This window comes from Pseudomonas sp. SA233 (assembly GCF_054792385.1).
In genome coordinates this window covers 1563002-1580018 of sequence record NZ_CP096449.1, presented here as the reverse complement: position 1 = coordinate 1580018, position 17017 = coordinate 1563002, and the positions used below count along the sequence as shown (strand labels likewise).

Below are 17017 nucleotides of genomic sequence, written 5' to 3'. Positions count from 1 at the left end.
TGGCGTCCCCTAGGGGACTCGAACCCCTGTTACCGCCGTGAAAGGGCGGTGTCCTAGGCCACTAGACGAAGGGGACACACGACACTTTTCAGTGCACCAGGTTCGAACCTCACGGTTCAGCCTGGATTTTCTTTTCCTGCCTCGCCGAAGCGCTGCCGGAGAAACTGGAGCGGGAAACGAGACTCGAACTCGCGACCCCGACCTTGGCAAGGTCGTGCTCTACCAACTGAGCTATTCCCGCAATTTGGCGTCCCCTAGGGGACTCGAACCCCTGTTACCGCCGTGAAAGGGCGGTGTCCTAGGCCACTAGACGAAGGGGACACGCTGCTGGCATTACTGCCTGCTTTCACTCCCTGCCGCGTTTCGCTGTGTGCTTTACGCTGCAAGTGGCGCGCATTCTATGGATGGTTCGGACAGGCGTCAACCCCTTTGTAGAAATTTATTTAAATCAATGACTTCCGGGTGGGTTGGGGTGCAGATGCGGGATGGGTTGCCGATATAGAGAGAAGCAATCCTGTGCCGGCCCTTTCGCGGCTAAAGCCGCTATTCGCCCCCCGGCAAACTCACTACACTCAAAGCTGTAATTCTTCTTCAATGAGGCATTAACGGTGACACCACTTCTGATCACCCTGCTCATCGTGGCGGGTATCGCGTTGCTGATCGTGATCGGCTACCTAAACAATGTGGTCGAGAACGGTAAGCTCGAACGCGCCCGGATGAAGGTCGAGCTGGCCGACCGCCTGCGCCGCTGTGGCGAAATCACCGAGACCTTCCCCGGCCAGTTCATGACCCCGGCCCTGAAGTTGCTGCTGACCCGCCTGGAGCTCAACCTCAACCAGCGTCAACTGGCGATGGACAAGCACAATGCCGAGATCAAGGCGCGCATCGCCGAACTGGAGAGGCTGATTGCCCTGGGTGCGCAAATCCCGGTAAACAACCCGCCCAACCCTATCCAGACCGAGATCAAGGCCAAGGATGTGCGCTTCCTGCTGGAAGCGTTGCACAACCAGGTGACCCGCGCCGCCCAGGAGGGCTTCCTGCCCACGCCCGAGGCCAAGCAATGGATCAAGGAAATCCGCCATATCCTGGTGCTGCTGCATATCGAGTTCTTCAACAACCTCGGCCAGCAGGCCCTGCAGAAAAACCAGCCAGGCCAGGCGCGCCTGGCCTTCGAGCGCGGCGTGCAATACCTGCGCAAGCAGCCGGAACCGAAGGTGTATGAAGAGCAGCTGACGTACCTGGAGAAGCTGCTGGCCCGGGCCAACGCCCAGGTGCTGGACCGCATGGCCCCGGCGGAGGACGAGCAGAATGAACTGACCCAGGGGCTCAAGACCGATGAGGAAGAGACCTGGAAGAAGAAGGTGATGTACGACTGATGCATTAACCTGTACTGGCCTCTTTACGGCTAAAGCCGCTCCCACAGGGACCGCATCGCCCTCAGGCTTGGTGCGATCCTTGTAGGAGCGGCTTTAGCCGCGAAGAGGCCGGTACAGGCAACAAATATCAGCAGTCGGTCAACTCCAGAAAAATCGCCGCCAACCGCTCCAGCCCCTCCTGATCCGCCTCGCTGAAGCGCCCAAGCTTCGGGCTGTCCAGGTCCAGCACACCAATCAACCTGCCCTCCTTCACCAGCGGGATCACCAACTCGCTGTTGGACGCGCTGTCACAGGCAATGTGCCCCGGAAACGCATGCACGTCCTCTACCCGCTGGGTCTGCCGGGTGGCCGCTGCCGCCCCGCACACGCCTTTGCTGAACGGGATGCGCACGCATGCCACCTGGCCCTGGAACGGGCCCAGCACCAGTTCTTCGTTGCGGTTGAGGTAGAACCCCGCCCAGTTCAGGTCATCCACCTGGTTATAGAGGAACGCCGAAAACTGCGCGGCATTGGCGATGAAGTCACGCTCGTCGGCAAACAGCGCCTGCACTTGCGCCGCCAGCAGGTTGTAGCCGTCGAGGCCGGCGCCACTGGCATTGAGGTCGATCATTTACTTTTGCTCCAGCAATTGCAGCCCGACCCAGTAGCGGGCGAACTGATAGGCACAACGGCCATTACGGTTACCGCGGCCGGTGGCCCAGCGCACGGCGAGGATGTCGAGTTCTTCGCTGCGCTGCCAGGCCAGGCCGGCAGTTTGCGCAAGCTGGCCGATCCAGTGCTCGACCACGTTCAGGAAGTGTTCCTGGGTGAAGGGGTAGAACGACAGCCACAAGCCAAAACGGTCGGACAGGGCAATCTTGTCTTCCACCGCTTCACTGGGGTGCAGCTCGCCGTCCACGCGCTTCCAGTTCTCGTTGTCGCTCTCCTTTTCCGGCACCAGGTGGCGGCGGTTGGAGGTGGCGTACAGCAGCACGTTGTCCGGAGCCTGCTCGAGCGAGCCGTCGAGCACGCTCTTGAGCACCCGGTAGTCGCCCTCCCCGGCTTCGAACGACAGGTCGTCGCAGAACAGGATGAAGCGCTGCGGCAGCTTCTGCAGCTGCTCGACTACACGCGGCAGGTCGGCCAGGTGGTCGCGTTCGATTTCGATCAGGCGCAGGCCGGCACCGGCGTGCTCGGCCAGCAAGGCACGTACCAGCGACGACTTGCCGGTGCCGCGCGAGCCCCACAGCAGTGCATGGTTGGCCGGCACGCCGTTGATGAACTGATGGGTGTTGCGGCCCAGCTGGTCACGCTGCTGGTCGACGCCGATCAGGTCGCTCAGGCGGATGTCCAGGCTGACTTCCAGCGGCAGCAGGTAGCCGCTGCGGCCATCGCGCTGCCAGCGCGCGGCCAGGGTGGTGGCCCAGTCGATGTTCGGGCGCTGGGCCGGCAACAGGGGTTCGAGGCGGGCCAGGACCGATTCGGCGCGGTCCAGGAAAGCAATCAAGCGAGCGTCCATCAGGGCTCCTGCAAATTCAGATTCGGGGCTGCTGTGCCGGCCTCTTCGCGGCTAAAGCCGCTCCCACAGGTTTATCACCGCCCTTGAGACCTGTGATGTACCTGTGGGAGCGGCTTTAGCCGCGAAGAGGCCGGCACAGCCAGTAGAGCAATCAAGGCTGAATGTGTGACAGACCCACCAGCAGCCGGGGCTATTCGGCTATGCTTGCGCAGCGCAAGGGACGTGAAACCGGCTCGGGACACATGGATATCAAGTTCACCAATCGCCTGTCATACAAGCAAGCCCGGTTGACAGTCCTGGTCGGCTTCATACTGGGAACATTGCTCAGTCTCATCCAGATCGGCATCGATTATGCCAGCGAAGACGCGTCCATCAACCGTGAAGTACGCGCCTTGCTGCAAATCAGCCACAACCCGGCCTCGCGCATCGCCTACAACATCGACTCGGAACTGGCGCTGGAGCTGACTCGCGGCCTGCTGGAGTCGCCGGCCATCATCCGTGCGCGGCTGATCGACAACAACGAAACGGTACTGGCCGACGTCGAACGGCCGCGCCTGGAGGACCGCTACCGGCCACTCAGCGACTTCCTGTTCGGCGATCAGCGCCAGTTCAAGGAACGCCTGTATCTGACCCACATGCCCGAGGAAAACCTCGGCACCCTCTACCTGGAGGTGGACACCTACGCCTTCGGCAGCCGCTTTCTCGACCGTGCCGGGATCACCCTGCTCAACGGCTTCGCCCGCAGCCTGGTGCTGACCGGCATCCTCCTGGCGCTGTTCTACATGATGCTGACCAAGCCGCTGGTGACGGTAATTGGCGCGCTCAGCGGCAGCGACCCGCGCAAACCCACGCAAACCCGCCTGCAATGCCCACCCGGACATGAACATGACGAAATCGGCGTACTGGTAAGGGTCGCCAACCAGCAGTTCGTCAGCATGGCCACCGAGATCGATCAGCGGCGCACCGCGGAAAACCGCCTGACCCAGTACCTCAACGAGCTGGAAGATATCGTCTCGGCACGCACCAACGAGCTGAAGGCCAGCAACAGCAGCCTGAGCCAGTCCAACCAGGAGCTGGAAGAAGCCCGCCGCCGGGCGCTGGACATGGCCCAGGCACGCGCCGCCTTCCTCGCCAACATGAGCCACGAAATCCGCACCCCGCTCAACGGCATGCTCGGCATGATCGCCCTCGCCCTGGACAGCCCGCTGCCCAGCGAGCAACGCCAGCAACTGGCGATTGCCCATGACTCGGGCAAGGTGCTGGTGGAGTTGCTCAACGATATTCTCGACCTGTCCAAGTTCGATGCAGGCCAACTGGAGCTGGAGCGCATTCCGTTCGACATGGGCTCGATGGTCGAGGACACTGCCAACCTGCTGTCGCAGAACACCGCGCAAAGCGTGGAGCTGACCTGCCTGATCGCCCGCGACTTCCCCAGCAGCGTGCTTGGCGACCCCACGCGGGTACGGCAGATCGTCAGCAACCTGCTGTCCAACGCCCTCAAGTTCACCCGCTTCGGCCGCGTGGATGTGCGCCTGTCGACCATCGTCGGCGGTGTGCGCCTGGAAGTGCGCGACACTGGCATCGGCATCCCCGAAGAAGCCCAGGCACGGATCTTCCAGCCATTCACCCAGGCCGGCGCCGGCATCACCCGCCAGTACGGCGGCACCGGCCTGGGCCTGGCGCTGACACGCAACCTGTGCAAGGCCATGCAGGGCCACCTGCATATCAAGTCCGATCCCGGCTTCGGCAGCCGCTTCACCGCCGAACTGCCGCTGGCCGTGCACACCGAGGCCATTGCGCCGGCACCGTTGCACGGGCGCGTGGCGGCGCTGAGCACGGCCGGCAGCGGCCTCGATGAACTATTGCAGGACCTGTTGCCCGCCTGGGGCCTTGCCTACCAGCACCATGACAGTTGCGCGGGGCTCGACGCCACGGCCATCGATCTGCTGATCACCGACAGCCTGGACCACCTGTTCGAACTGCGACCGGCATTGAAAACACCTATCTTGCTGGTGACCGCCTACGGCAACTTCCTGCCCAGCGAACAGTCGGTCGCCCTCGCCCCCCTGCACCAACTGGCCCGGCCACTGGCGCGCAACGCCCTGTACCAGACCTTGCGCCGCACCTTGCAGGGCCATGAGCCCGAACACCCGCTGGCGACCCCGGCCATCACCCTGGAACAAGGCCGCGCGCGCATCCTGCTGGTGGAGGACAACCCGGTGAACCAGCTGGTGGCCAAGGGCATGCTGGCCAAGCTCGGCTGCCAGGTGCACCTGGCCACCCAGGGCGCCGAGGCCCTGGAGCTACTGGAACAGGACGAATTCGACCTGGTCCTGATGGACTGCAACATGCCGGTGATGGACGGCTACGAGGCCAGCCGGCGTATCCGCCAAAGCGGTCGCTGGCCCGACCTGCCAATCGTCGCCCTCACCGCCAACGCCATGCCCGAAGAGCGCGAGCGCTGCCGGGCAGCGGGCATGAACGACTACCTGGCCAAGCCGTTCCGCCGTGAAGAGTTGCTGGCGCTGGTCGACCACTGGGTGCCTGTCAACGGCTGAGCAGGCGCTCGATGTCCGCTTCCAGGGCCTGCGGCTTGGTGGTGGGGGCGTAGCGCGTTACCTGGCCAGAGGCCGGGTCGACCAGGAACTTGGTGAAGTTCCACTTGATCTTCTGGCTGCCCAGAATGCCCGGGGCGCGCTGCTTGAGTTCGGCGAACAGCGGGTGGCTACCGGGGCCGTTGACCTCGACCTTGCGAAACAGCGGGAAGCTCACACCGAAATTGCGCTCGCAGAACTGGGCAATTTCCCGTGCATCGCCCGGCTCCTGCTTGCCGAACTGGTTGCAGGGGAAGCCCAGCACCACCAGGCCACGCGCGCGATAGGCCTGCCACAGTTGCTCCAGGCCCTTGTACTGCGGGGTAAAGCCGCACTGGCTGGCGGTATTGACCACCAGCAGCGCCTTGCCGGGGAAGTCTCCGAGCTTCTTGTGCTCGCCGCCCAGGGTCACACAGGGGATGTCCAGTATCGATCCAGCCATGGTCGGGCTCCGGTCAGTCGCGCGGGCGCAGGTCGATGCACACCGAGTTGATGCAGTAGCGCAGGCCGGTCGGTGGCGGGCCATCGGGGAACACGTGGCCCAGGTGCGCATCGCAGCGGGCACAGGTGACTTCGGTGCGGATCATGCCGTGGGAGGTGTCGCGAATCTCGATCATCGCGCTTTCCTCGATGGGTGCGTAGAAGCTCGGCCAGCCGCAGCCGGAATCGAACTTGGTCTGCGCATCAAACAGCGGCAGGCCGCAGCAGATGCAATGGTAGATGCCGTCGCGACGCTCGCTGTTGTACTTGCCGCTGAACGGCCGCTCGGTGCCCTTGAGGCGGCACACCTGGTACTGCTCGGGGTCGAGCATCGACCGCCATTGCTCCAGGGTTTTCTCGATCTTTTGCATGTAGGGACCTCGGCAGGCTGAATTTCACTGCGCACCGTCTTTTCCGGGGCGCGGGTGGCACGTATATTAATTGGCTTCGTGTGCCAGGCGTTCAGTCTGGCACCCGCTTCCTGCCCTTTCAAACCTTTCGGCGGGGCGTAGCGCGTTTTCTCAATCGGGATCCCATCATGCAGTTCAGCAAATCGAACAAGCTCGCCAATGTCTGCTACGACATTCGCGGCCCAGTGCTCAAGCACGCCAAGCGCCTGGAAGAGGAAGGCCACCGCATCCTCAAGCTGAACATCGGCAACCCGGCGCCGTTTGGCTTCGAGGCGCCTGACGAAATCCTCCAGGATGTGATCCGCAACCTGCCCACCGCGCAGGGCTACAGCGACTCCAAAGGCCTGTTCAGCGCGCGCAAGGCGGTGATGCAGTACTGCCAGCAGAAGCAGATCGAAGGCGTCGGCATCGAGGACATCTACCTGGGTAATGGTGTGTCCGAGCTGATTGTGATGTCGATGCAGGCGCTACTCAACAACGGCGATGAAGTGCTGATCCCTGCCCCCGACTACCCGCTGTGGACCGCCGCCGTGAGCCTGGCCGGCGGCAAGCCGGTGCACTACCTGTGCGACGAGCAGGCCGACTGGTTCCCAGACCTTGAGGACATCAAGGCCAAGATCACCCCGAACACCAAGGCCCTGGTGATCATCAACCCGAACAACCCGACCGGCGCGGTGTACTCCAAAGAGCTGCTGCTGGGCATGCTGGAACTGGCCCGCCAGCACAACCTGGTGGTGTTCTCCGACGAGATCTACGACAAGATCCTGTACGACGAAGCCGTGCACATCAGCACCGCCTCGCTGGCCCCCGACCTGCTGTGCCTGACCTTCAACGGCCTGTCCAAGTCGTACCGGGTGGCGGGCTTCCGTTCCGGCTGGCTGATCATCTCCGGGCCCAAGCACCACGCACAAAGCTACATCGAAGGCATCGACATGCTGGCCAACATGCGCCTGTGCGCCAACGTGCCGGCCCAGCATGCCATCCAGACCGCGCTGGGCGGCTACCAGAGCATCAACGACCTGGTGCTGCCACCCGGCCGCCTGCTGGAGCAGCGCAACCGCACCTACGAGTTGCTGAACGACATCCCGGGCGTTAGCTGCGTGAAGCCGATGGGTGCGCTGTATGCATTCCCGAAGATCGACCCGAAGGTTTGCCCGATCCACAACGACGAGAAGTTCGTGCTCGACCTGCTGCTGTCGGAAAAGCTGCTGATCGTTCAAGGTACGGCGTTCAACTGGCCGTGGCCGGACCACTTCCGCGTGGTCACTTTGCCGCGGGTGGATGACCTGGAGGCGGCGATTGGCCGGATCGGGAATTTCCTGAAGGGTTATTCGCAGTAAGTGAAGGCCCTGGGGGCGCTTTGCGCCCCTTTCGCGACACAAGGCCGCTCCTACAGGGTTACGCGATCAGTTGTAGGAGCGGCCTTGTGTCGCGATGGGCTGCAAAGCAGCCCCAAAACCCCACAGGATGTTTCTTACATCCTGCAACGCTCTATCCCACAGCCCCCGCGCCATCCTCTGCCATACTCCGCCGTACACAGTTTGAAATAGTCGCCCGATTGAATCGGCACGGCCGGCCCCTTATATACCCCGCAGTAAGCGACAACTCATCCGTCAGGAGAACGTAACAACCATGATGCGCATTCTGTTGTTTGTAGCCACCAACCTCGCGGTGGTGCTGGTTGCAAGCATTACCCTGAGCCTGTTCGGTTTCAACGGGTTCATGGCCGCCAACGGGGTCGACCTGAACCTCAGCAGCCTGCTGGTGTTCTGCGCCGTGTTCGGCTTTGCCGGCTCCCTCGTCTCGCTGTTCATCTCCAAGTGGATGGCGAAGATGACCACCGGTACCCAGATCATCAGCCAGCCGCGCACCCGCCACGAGCAGTGGCTGCTGCAAACGGTCGAAGAGCTGTCCCGTGAAGCGGGCATCAAGATGCCCGAGGTGGGTATCTTCCCGGCGTACGAGGCCAACGCCTTCGCCACCGGCTGGAACCGCAACGACGCGCTGGTCGCCGTGTCCCAGGGCCTGCTGGAGCGTTTCTCGCCCGATGAAGTGCGCGCAGTGCTGGCCCACGAGATCGGCCACGTGGCCAACGGCGACATGGTCACCCTGGCGCTGGTGCAAGGCGTGGTGAACACCTTCGTGATGTTCTTTGCGCGCATCATCGGCAACTTCGTCGACAAGGTGATCTTCAAGAACGAAGAAGGCCAGGGCATTGCCTACTACGTGGCGACCATCGTTGCCGAGCTGATCCTGGGCATTCTGGCCAGCATGATCGTGATGTGGTTCTCCCGCCGCCGCGAATACCGCGCTGACGAAGCCGGTGCACAGCTGGCCGGTACCGCAGCAATGATCGGCGCCCTGCAGCGCCTGCGCGTGGAGCAAGGCCTGCCGGTGCACATGCCCGACACCCTGAAGGCCTTCGGCATCAATGGTGGCCTGAAGCACGGCCTGGCCGGGCTGCTGATGAGCCACCCGCCGCTGGAAGACCGTATCGAGGCCCTGCGCCGTCGCGGTTGATCCAACCGGTAAAACAAAAGGGCGGCTTCGGTCGCCCTTTTTTTTCACACCTGTGCCGGCCTCTTCGCGGGTAAACCCGCTCCCACAGGTTCACCACACACCTTGAGGTTGTGCAGTTCCTGTGGGAGCGGGTTCACCCGCGAAAGGGCCGGGACAGGCTACACACCTGTCAGCGGCTGACCCGGTAAACCCGCTCCAACAAACTCGATACCCCGGCCTGCAAAAACTTCGGGCTTTCCTCAATCACCTCCACAGCCTCCAGCTCATCCACCTGCCACCCGGTAAACCCCTGCCGCAGCTCTTCATCCCCGACCGAAAACGGCGGTCCGTCCAGCAAAGCCTGGTCATAATCCAGAGTCACCACCAACCCCTGGCAACCCGCCGGCAGCAAGCCCGACAACAGCTGCATGTAAGCCACACGCATCTGCGGCGGCAAGGCAATCAACGCCGCCCGGTCATACAGCCCCGCGCAATCGCCAATATCCTCGACCTTCAACGCAAAGAAATCCCCACACCAGAGCTCAACGTCACCACTGCGCCAAACTTCGAAAACCCCGCGCTGTTGCACCTCGGCTTCAAGCCCATGCTCACGGAAGAATGCCTCCACCGCTTGCCGCGACAACTCTACGCCCAACACGCGATACCCCTGCCCGGCCAGCCAGGCCAGGTCCAGGCTCTTGCCGCACAATGGCACCAGCACGCGGCTGCCCGGCGCCAGGCCAAGCGTTGGCCAGTACCTCTGCAGATAGGGGTTCACCTGCGCCTGGTGAAAGCCGATCTGGTTGTCGGCCCACCGCTGCTGCCAGAACGCTGGCTCCATGATCACTCCTGATTTTTAGATGGTTTGTCGGTAAAAGTTGGTTTGGATTTCGATCTGTAGTTGATCGAAGATGATTGCATCTTAACCGTCAGGACCCCGCCATGCTGCCCAGCCTGTTCATTTCCCATGGTTCCCCCATGCTTGCCCTGCAACCCGGCGCCAGCGGGCCTGCGCTGGCAGGGCTTGCCAACGCCCTGCCCCGGCCGAAAGCGATCGTGGTGGTATCTGCGCACTGGGAAAGCCGCGAACTGCTGGTTACCGGCAGCGCACAACCAGAGACCTGGCATGACTTCTACGGCTTCCCACCGGCGCTGTATGCGGTGCAGTACCCGGCGCCGGGTGACCCCACCCTTGCCGGCCAGGTCAGTGAACTGCTGCAGGCTGCCGGACTGACAGCCCGCCTAGACCCGCAGCGGCCATTCGACCACGGCGCCTGGGTACCGCTGTCGCTGATGTACCCGGATGGGAATATTCCGGTGGTGCAGGTTTCACTGCCCAGCCATATGGGGCCGGCGCTGCAGGTCAAGGTAGGCCAGGCGCTGGCGGGTTTGCGCGATCAGGGCGTGCTGTTGATCGGTTCGGGCAGCATTACCCACAACCTGGGCGAACTGGACTGGCATGCCGGCCCGGATGTGATCGAGCCTTGGGCACTGGCGTTCAGGGATTGGGTGGTGGAAAAGCTGCGGGCGGATGATCAGGAAGCGTTGCTGGGTTATCGGCAACAGGCGCCGTTTGCGGTGCGTAACCATCCCAGTGATGAGCATTTCCTGCCGCTGTTCTTTGCCCTGGGGGCTGGCGGCAAGTTCGGGGTGGTGCACCAAGGGTTTACCTTGGGGGCGTTGGGGATGGACATTTACCGGTTCGACTGAAGCCCGCGAAGAGGCCGGCACAGGCAAAAAAAATCCCCAGCCAAAGCCGGGGATTTTTTCATTGCGCCAGGATCAATCCTCGCGGTAGCGACGCAGCTTCAGCTGCTTGCCAGCCACGCGGGTGTCCTTGAGCTTGGACAGCAGCTTCTCCAGGCCATCTTCCGGCAGCTCGACCAGGCTGAAGCTGTCGCGCACCTGGATGCGGCCGATGGCGTCACGAGCCAGACCACCCTCGTTGAGGATCGCGCCCAGCAGGTTCTTGGCAGCGATGCCGTCACGGGCACCCAGGGCAGTACGGCAACGCACGCGGCCTTCGGCCAGCGGCATCGGCGCACGGCGCTCGCGGTCACCACGCTCCGGGCGCTCGCCACGCTCACCACGCTCGGTACGCTCGGTACGCTCACCACGCGGGGCGAAGCTCGGCACCAGCGGCTGCTCACGCTCTACCGCAGCCAGGTCCAGCGCCTGGCCATTGGTGGCCTTGCGCAGCAGGGCAGCAGCCAGGGCACGCGCGCTGCAACCCAGGTCGGCGGTCAGGCGGTCGAACAGATCGCCGTGGGTGGCTTCCGCTTCGGCAACCAGTGGCGCCAGGCTCGAGGTCAGCTTCTTGATGCGGGCATCCAGCACGGCCTGGGCATTCGGCAGGCGGGCTTCGGCAACTTTTTGCCCGGTTACACGCTCGATCACCTGCAGCATGCGGCGCTCACGCGGGGTGACCAGCAGCAGTGCACGGCCATCGCGACCGGCACGGCCGGTACGGCCGATACGGTGTACGTAGGACTCCGGGTCGTACGGCATGTCGACGTTGAACACGTGAGTGATGCGCGGTACGTCCAGGCCACGGGCAGCGACGTCGGTAGCGACAACGATGTCCAGGCGGCCATCCTTGAGCGAGTCGATCACGCGCTCACGCTGGTTCTGGGCGATGTCGCCGTTCAGCGCGGCAGCCTTGTAACCCTTGGCTTCCAGCGCGGAGGCCAGGTCCAGGGTGGCTTGCTTGGTACGCACGAAGGCGATCAGCGCGTCGAACTCTTCCACTTCCAGCAGACGCAGCACAGCCGGGATCTTCTGGTCGGCGTGGACCATCAGGTGAGCCTGCTCGATCGCGGTAACGGTCTGGGTCTTGCTCTGGATCTTGACGTGCTTGGGCTCGCGCAGGTGGCGTTCGGCGATCGAGCGGATCGACGACGGCAGGGTGGCGGAGAACAGCACGGTCTGGCGGCTGGCCGGGATGGCATCGAAGATCACTTCGAGGTCGTCCATGAAGCCCAGCTTGAGCATCTCGTCGGCTTCGTCCAGTACCAGGTACTGCACGGTCGACAGGACTTTTTCGTCACGACGCAGGTGGTCGCACAGACGGCCCGGGGTGGCCACGACGATTTGCGCGCCGTTGCGGATCGCACGCAACTGTGGGCCCATCGGGGCACCACCGTAGACGGCGACCACGTTCACGCCCGGCATCTGCTTGGCGTAGGTTTCGAAAGCGGTAGCAACTTGCAGCGCCAACTCACGGGTTGGCGCCAGGATCAGGGCTTGCGGTTCGCGCTTGCTCACATCGATCTTGTTGAGGATCGGCAGGGCGAAGGCAGCGGTCTTGCCGGTGCCAGTCTGCGCCTGGCCGATCATGTCGTGACCGGCGAGGATGATCGGGATCGATTGTTGCTGAATGGCGGACGGCTCTTCGTAGCCGGTCGCCAGAACGGCAGCAACAATATTCGGATTGAGATCGAGAGCGGCGAAGCCGCCGGTTTCCTGGGTCATGGGTCTGCCTCTAGGTGCATCCGCAAAGACCCATGCTCCAAAGCTGCACAAGCCATGAAAGACCGACAGGTCACCCAGGCAGCTTTGGCGGCGGGGATTTGCGAAAACGATTGAAAAAGAAAACGTGGGAAAGTCCGCCTAGCGGACGTGCAGCCGAAGCTGGACTCGGAGGGTTTGCACCACCTGATTTTGCGGTCCGCTAAAAGACCGGCGCGTACTATACCCGAAATCGTGCGCAGACGTGAGGAATATTTTCAGGGTGCCTGGCCAGTGTCGGGCCATCAATCACCTGGAGCTGAATCGATAATTCTTTATTGCCTGTACCGGCCTCATCGCCGGCAAGCCAGCTCCCACAGGGACAGCGCATGGCTTGAGGCCAACGCGGTCGGTGTGGGAGCTGGCTTGCCGGCGATAGGGCCAGCAGCCTCGCCACAGATTCATCAGGTAGCCGGCCGAATCTCGCGGATCAGCCCCTCGAGGCTGTACCCCAGGCGCGGCGCCAGCGCCTGGGCCCGGGCTTTCAGCCCATCCAGGTCCAGCGTCTGCTCCAGGTCCGCCGGCACCAGCAGGATCACATTGCCCTCCTTCACCGGCAGCTCCCAGTAATGCCGGTGGTACAACCCGCGCAGCAACGCCGCGCCCAGCGGCTTGCCGTCGTCGGTGGCCCACTGGTTGATCACCAGCCAACCACCCGGGTTCAGTTGCTGCTGGCAGTTCTCCAGGAAGTTCCACGCCAGGTGGCCCACCCCCGGCCCATGGTCGGTGTACAGGTCGACGAACAGCAGGTCGGCCTTCTCCGCCGTGGGCAACAGCTCCAGCGCATCGCCGATGCGTACATACAGCCGCGGATCGTCATCCAGGCCCAGGTACTCCATGGCCAGGCGCGGTACGTCCGGGCGCAGTTCGATGGCCTCGATGTCGTCCAGCGGCAGGAACTTCATGCAGGCCTGGGTCAGCGTGCCGGCACCCAGGCCGAGAAACAGCGCGCTCTCCGGCTGCTCGTGGCACAGCGCCCCCACCAGCATGGCGCGGGTATAGTCGTACTCCAGCCAGCTGGGATCGGCCGTGAACACGCAGCTCTGCTCGATCGCATCGCCGAATTCCAGAAAGCGGTAGTCGTCGACTTCATACACGCTGATGACGCCAAAGGCGTCCTGCACCCGTGCCAGTAGCCGCTCTTCCCGTTCCGCCGCCATGCTCACCACCTACCCGCACAAAAACGCGCATTGTCCGCCAACACCCTCGATGCAACAAGCGCAGCGCCAACTGTTACCATGGCCCATAGCCTACAACCGACAAGACCGAGCCCGAGATGAACCAACCGTGGAGCCCCGACAGCTGGCGCGCCCTGCCGATCCAGCAGCAACCGACCTACCCCGATGCCGCGCACCTGCTGAAGGTCGAACAGACCCTCGCCAGCTACCCGCCGCTGGTGTTCGCGGGCGAGGCGCGCGAGCTGCGCCGGCAGTTTGCCGAGGTCACCGAAGGCCGCGCCTTCCTGCTGCAGGGTGGCGACTGCGCCGAGAGCTTCGCCGAGTTCTCGGCGGCGAAAATCCGCGACACCTTCAAGGTGCTGCTGCAGATGGCCATTGTCATGACCTTCGCCGCCGGCTGCCCGGTGGTCAAGGTCGGGCGCATGGCCGGGCAGTTCGCCAAGCCGCGCTCATCGGGCGATGAAACCATCGGCGACATCACCCTGCCCGCCTACCGTGGCGACATCGTCAACGGCATCGGCTTCGATGCGAAAAGCCGCATCCCCGACCCGGAACGCCTGCTGCAGGCCTACCACCAGGCCACCGCCAGCCTCAACCTGCTGCGCGCCTTCGCCCAGGGCGGGTTCGCCGACCTGCACCAGGTGCACAAGTGGAACCTGGACTTCATCGCCAACTCGGCGCTGGCCGACAAGTACCACCAGCTGGCCAACCGCATCGACGAAACCCTGGCATTCATGCGCGCCTGCGGCCTGGACAGCGCGCCGCAGCTGCGCGAAACCAGCTTCTTCACCGCCCACGAAGCACTGCTGCTGAACTATGAAGAAGCCTTCGTGCGCCAGGACAGCCTGACCGGCGACTACTACGACTGCTCGGCGCACATGCTGTGGATCGGCGACCGTACCCGCCAGCTGGACGGAGCCCATGTGGAGTTCCTGCGCGGCGTGCACAACCCGATCGGGGTCAAGGTTGGCCCCAGCATGAACCCCGAAGAACTGATCCGCCTGATCGACACGCTGAACCCGGCCAACGACCCCGGGCGCCTGAACCTGATCGTGCGCATGGGGGCCGGCAAGGTCGGCGACCACCTGCCGGGGCTGATCCGCACGGTCGAACGCGAAGGGCGCAAAGTGCTGTGGAGCTCCGACCCGATGCATGGCAACACCATCAAAGCCAGCAGCGGCTACAAGACCCGCGATTTTGCGCAGATCCTCGATGAGGTGAAGCAGTTCTTCCAGGTGCACCAGGCAGAGGGCAGCCACGCCGGCGGCATCCACATCGAGATGACCGGGCAGAACGTCACCGAATGCATCGGCGGCGCCCGGCCAATCACCGAGGATGCGCTGTCCGACCGCTATCACACCCACTGCGACCCGCGGATGAATGCCGACCAGTCGCTGGAGCTGGCGTTCCTGATTGCCGAAACCCTCAAGCAGGTGCGGCGCTGAGTGCTTTTCGCTTTTCGCTTTTGATCTTGCTTCTAGGCGCGCGATAGTTCAGGCGCCGCCGATTGCGACTTCAGGAGGCCGAGCGAAGGGCTTGCGGAGGGAGGTGACGGGCATGGATGCCCGTCAAGCGCTGAGGCCCCATGGATGGGGCCTGCAGCGCGTACTCCCGGGAGCGAGCCCGTAGCGAGGGAACCCCGAAGCGCAGCGTAGGGGCCGGATGATGGGAGCGGACGGTTTTTGGTTCCTTTTTGCCACGACAAAAAGGAACCCGCCGTAAGGGCGGAAGGGTGAGCCAGCGTCGCCATCGCAAATGGACTGTTCGCCCTATCAAAACCGGCGCTTAAGCTTTTGGCTTTTGGCTTTTGGCTTTTGGCTTTTGGCTTTTGGCTTTTGGCTTTTGGCTTTTGGCTTTTGGCTTTTGGCTTTTGGCTTTTGGCTTTTGGCTTTTGGCTTTTGGCTTTTGGCTTTTGGCTTTTAGGATGTGGGCATCCGAACCAAGCAGACATTCATTCGCGATGGTGGCGCAAAATCACCTTTCCGCCCTTACGGCGGGTCCCTTTTTGTCGTGGCAAAAAGGAACCAAAAACCGTCCGCTCCCATCATCCGGCCCCTACGCTGCGCTCCGGGGTCCCCTCGCTACGAGCCTGCTCCCGGGAGGACGCGCTGCAGGCCCCATCCATGGGGCCTCAGCGTTTGACGGGCATCCATGCCCGTCACCTCCCTCCGCAGTCCCTTCGCTCAGCCTCCTGAAGTCGCAATCGGCGGCGCCTGAACTGTCGCGCGCTTAGAAGCAAAAGCAAAAGCAAAAGCCGAAACGAGCAAGAGCAAGATCTGTTGCCACGCTTGGCATCACTTACTCAACGGATCATCCCAGAAATGCCGCTCGGCCTCCTGCTGGATATCCGCCCGGCTCAACCCCAGGTCGTGCAGGGTCGCATCACTCAGGCTGGCCAGTTCCTGGCGCTGGCGGTATAGCTGCAGCCATCGCGCAGGGCGCTGCAGGGCGGCATGCCACAGGTGGTTCAGGGAAAAGGCAGGTTGCTGGATGCTGCTGACATGACCTTTCATCGTGAAGCCCTCCGTGTTGATGGCTCCAGTCTCCTGCCAGGCATAAGATCAATCCAACGAATGTTTCTGATGCCATGCATCTCGGAGATTGATGCAATGTCCCAGTACCAGAGCCTCGATGCGGACGTACTGCGCACGTTCGTGGCCATCGCCGAGCAGGGCGGCTTCACCCGCGCCGGCGAGGTGGTCAACCGCACCCAGTCGGCGGTGAGCATGCAGATGAAACGCCTGGAAGAAGACATTTTGCAGCGCCAACTGTTCGAGCGCGACGGCCGCCAGGTGCGGTTGACTGCCGAAGGCCAGGTGTTGCTGGGCTATGCCCGGCGCATCCTCAAGTTGCATGGGGAAGTGTTCAACACCCTGCGCATGCCCCACATGGTCGGGGTAGTACGCATCGGCACGCCGGACGACTATGCCATGCGCTTTCTGCCGACCATCCTGTCGAGCTTTGCCCAGGCCTACCCGCTGGTGCAGGTGGAGGTGCATTGCGACTCCTCCAAACAACTGATGCTGCGCCAGGACCTGGACCTGACCATCGTCACCCGTGAGCCGGGCAACGAGATTGGCCAGCTGCTGCGCCAGGAACGCCTGGTCTGGGCCGCCGCGGAAGGCTTCTGCCCGCAGGAGCAACGCCCCATGCCGGTAGCCTTGTTCAACACCGACTGCTTCTGCCGGGCCTGGACCTGCAATGCCCTGGAGGCCCAGGGTATCGACTACCGCATCGCCTATACCAGCCCGAGCCTGGCAGCGATCTTTGCCATCGTCACCGCAGGGTTGGCGGTGACCGCACAGTTACAGAGCCTGATTGGCGGGAATATCCGCATTCTGGGCGAAAACGAAGGGTTGCCGCAGTTACCGGTGGCCAATGTGATGCTGGTGCGCAGTACTCAGAACCCTTCGCCGATTACCGATTGCATGGCCGACTACATTGTCGAAGGGTTCAAGTAAGTTGTGTCGCGATG

General features: G+C 63.0%; 14 protein-coding genes, 3 tRNA genes and 1 pseudogene. 7 read left to right on the top strand and 11 right to left on the bottom strand.

Features of this window, described 5'->3' with window-relative positions:
- The 3 genes from M1D87_RS07350 to M1D87_RS07340 form a co-directional block, all read right to left on the bottom strand.
- Positions 1–76 (bottom strand) — tRNA-Glu (locus tag M1D87_RS07350).
- An 89-nt stretch (positions 77–165) separates the two neighbouring features.
- A tRNA-Gly gene (locus M1D87_RS07345) sits at positions 166–241 on the bottom strand.
- A gap of 4 nt (positions 242–245) precedes the next feature.
- A tRNA-Glu gene (locus M1D87_RS07340) sits at positions 246–321 on the bottom strand.
- Between the two features lie 287 nt (positions 322–608).
- Here M1D87_RS07340 and M1D87_RS07335 point away from each other — a divergent pair.
- Positions 609–1376 (top strand): hypothetical protein, encoded by a 768-nt coding sequence (locus M1D87_RS07335; protein WP_015269386.1) that lies wholly within the window; start codon positions 609–611, stop codon positions 1374–1376.
- Positions 1377–1503: 127 nt separating this feature from the next.
- On the opposite strand, the gene M1D87_RS07330 is transcribed toward M1D87_RS07335, so the two are convergent.
- Together M1D87_RS07330 and M1D87_RS07325 are read right to left on the bottom strand one after the other, a co-directional pair.
- Positions 1504–1986 (bottom strand): GAF domain-containing protein, encoded by a 483-nt coding sequence (locus M1D87_RS07330; RefSeq protein WP_039614737.1) that lies wholly within the window; start codon positions 1984–1986, stop codon positions 1504–1506.
- Positions 1987–2874 (bottom strand): ATP-binding protein, encoded by an 888-nt coding sequence (locus M1D87_RS07325; RefSeq protein WP_421091830.1) that lies wholly within the window; start codon positions 2872–2874, stop codon positions 1987–1989.
- 200 nt (positions 2875–3074) lie between these two features.
- On the opposite strand from M1D87_RS07325, the gene M1D87_RS07320 reads away from it, so the two are divergent.
- Positions 3075–5432: a hybrid sensor histidine kinase/response regulator gene (locus tag M1D87_RS07320; protein ID WP_123085482.1), complete on the top strand. Its 2358-nt coding sequence runs from the start codon at positions 3075–3077 to the stop codon at positions 5430–5432.
- On the opposite strand, the gene M1D87_RS07315 is transcribed toward M1D87_RS07320, so the two are convergent.
- Both M1D87_RS07315 and msrB read right to left on the bottom strand, forming a co-directional pair.
- Positions 5422–5910 (bottom strand): glutathione peroxidase, encoded by a 489-nt coding sequence (locus M1D87_RS07315; protein WP_112251863.1) that lies wholly within the window; start codon positions 5908–5910, stop codon positions 5422–5424. The genes M1D87_RS07320 and M1D87_RS07315 overlap by 11 nt on opposite strands.
- A gap of 13 nt (positions 5911–5923) precedes the next feature.
- A complete protein-coding gene (msrB, locus tag M1D87_RS07310; RefSeq protein ID WP_015269381.1) occupies positions 5924–6319 on the bottom strand; it encodes a peptide-methionine (R)-S-oxide reductase MsrB in 396 nt (131 codons plus the stop codon).
- Between the two features lie 167 nt (positions 6320–6486).
- Here msrB and M1D87_RS07305 point away from each other — a divergent pair, with 167 nt between their 5' ends.
- Positions 6487–7698, top strand: coding sequence for a pyridoxal phosphate-dependent aminotransferase (locus M1D87_RS07305; RefSeq protein WP_013971543.1), 1212 nt, complete (start codon positions 6487–6489; stop codon positions 7696–7698).
- Between the two features lie 292 nt (positions 7699–7990).
- The gene (htpX, locus tag M1D87_RS07300) at positions 7991–8878 is read left to right on the top strand and encodes a protease HtpX (RefSeq protein ID WP_023661073.1); all 888 of its coding nucleotides are present in this window, start codon (positions 7991–7993) and stop codon (positions 8876–8878) included.
- Positions 8879–9047: 169 nt separating this feature from the next.
- On the opposite strand, the gene M1D87_RS07295 is transcribed toward htpX, so the two are convergent.
- Positions 9048–9698, bottom strand: a complete 651-nt coding sequence (locus M1D87_RS07295) for a thiopurine S-methyltransferase (protein WP_031324442.1) — start codon at positions 9696–9698, stop codon at positions 9048–9050.
- 101 nt (positions 9699–9799) lie between these two features.
- Between M1D87_RS07295 and M1D87_RS07290 the strand changes: the two genes are divergently transcribed.
- Complete coding sequence (locus tag M1D87_RS07290) at positions 9800–10567, top strand: DODA-type extradiol aromatic ring-opening family dioxygenase (protein ID WP_123085485.1); 768 nt, start codon at positions 9800–9802, stop codon at positions 10565–10567.
- Between the two features lie 72 nt (positions 10568–10639).
- Here the strand turns inward: M1D87_RS07290 and M1D87_RS07285 are convergent.
- Positions 10640–12362, bottom strand: a pseudogene (locus M1D87_RS07285) (DEAD/DEAH box helicase).
- A gap of 406 nt (positions 12363–12768) precedes the next feature.
- Positions 12769–13524 (bottom strand): spermidine synthase, encoded by a 756-nt coding sequence (locus M1D87_RS07280; protein WP_015269377.1) that lies wholly within the window; start codon positions 13522–13524, stop codon positions 12769–12771.
- A gap of 116 nt (positions 13525–13640) precedes the next feature.
- Between M1D87_RS07280 and M1D87_RS07275 the strand changes: the two genes are divergently transcribed.
- The gene (locus tag M1D87_RS07275) at positions 13641–14987 is read left to right on the top strand and encodes a class II 3-deoxy-7-phosphoheptulonate synthase (protein ID WP_003247094.1); all 1347 of its coding nucleotides are present in this window, start codon (positions 13641–13643) and stop codon (positions 14985–14987) included.
- Positions 14988–15836: 849 nt separating this feature from the next.
- On the opposite strand, the gene M1D87_RS07270 is transcribed toward M1D87_RS07275, so the two are convergent.
- Positions 15837–16055, bottom strand: a complete 219-nt coding sequence (locus M1D87_RS07270) for a DUF1127 domain-containing protein (RefSeq protein WP_003260420.1) — start codon at positions 16053–16055, stop codon at positions 15837–15839.
- A 96-nt stretch (positions 16056–16151) separates the two neighbouring features.
- Here M1D87_RS07270 and M1D87_RS07265 point away from each other — a divergent pair, with 96 nt between their 5' ends.
- Positions 16152–17003, top strand: a complete 852-nt coding sequence (locus M1D87_RS07265; protein WP_015269374.1) for a LysR substrate-binding domain-containing protein — start codon at positions 16152–16154, stop codon at positions 17001–17003.
- Positions 17004–17017 lie beyond the last annotated feature (14 nt).

Excerpts from the sequence above, each read along its gene's own strand:
- M1D87_RS07330 (WP_039614737.1), bottom strand. The coding sequence starts at position 1,986 with ATGATCGACCTCAATGCCAGTGGCGCCGGCCTCGACGGCTACAACCTG.
- M1D87_RS07325 (WP_421091830.1), bottom strand. The coding sequence starts at position 2,874 with ATGGACGCTCGCTTGATTGCTTTCCTGGACCGCGCCGAATCGGTCCTG.
- M1D87_RS07320 (WP_123085482.1), top strand. The coding sequence starts at position 3,075 with ATGCTTGCGCAGCGCAAGGGACGTGAAACCGGCTCGGGACACATGGAT.
- M1D87_RS07315 (WP_112251863.1), bottom strand. The coding sequence starts at position 5,910 with ATGGCTGGATCGATACTGGACATCCCCTGTGTGACCCTGGGCGGCGAG.
- msrB (WP_015269381.1), bottom strand. The coding sequence starts at position 6,319 with ATGCAAAAGATCGAGAAAACCCTGGAGCAATGGCGGTCGATGCTCGAC.
- M1D87_RS07305 (WP_013971543.1), top strand. The coding sequence starts at position 6,487 with ATGCAGTTCAGCAAATCGAACAAGCTCGCCAATGTCTGCTACGACATT.
- htpX (WP_023661073.1), top strand. The coding sequence starts at position 7,991 with ATGATGCGCATTCTGTTGTTTGTAGCCACCAACCTCGCGGTGGTGCTG.
- M1D87_RS07295 (WP_031324442.1), bottom strand. The coding sequence starts at position 9,698 with ATGGAGCCAGCGTTCTGGCAGCAGCGGTGGGCCGACAACCAGATCGGC.
- M1D87_RS07290 (WP_123085485.1), top strand. The coding sequence starts at position 9,800 with ATGCTGCCCAGCCTGTTCATTTCCCATGGTTCCCCCATGCTTGCCCTG.
- M1D87_RS07280 (WP_015269377.1), bottom strand. The coding sequence starts at position 13,524 with ATGGCGGCGGAACGGGAAGAGCGGCTACTGGCACGGGTGCAGGACGCC.
- M1D87_RS07275 (WP_003247094.1), top strand. The coding sequence starts at position 13,641 with ATGAACCAACCGTGGAGCCCCGACAGCTGGCGCGCCCTGCCGATCCAG.
- M1D87_RS07270 (WP_003260420.1), bottom strand. The coding sequence starts at position 16,055 with ATGAAAGGTCATGTCAGCAGCATCCAGCAACCTGCCTTTTCCCTGAAC.
- M1D87_RS07265 (WP_015269374.1), top strand. The coding sequence starts at position 16,152 with ATGTCCCAGTACCAGAGCCTCGATGCGGACGTACTGCGCACGTTCGTG.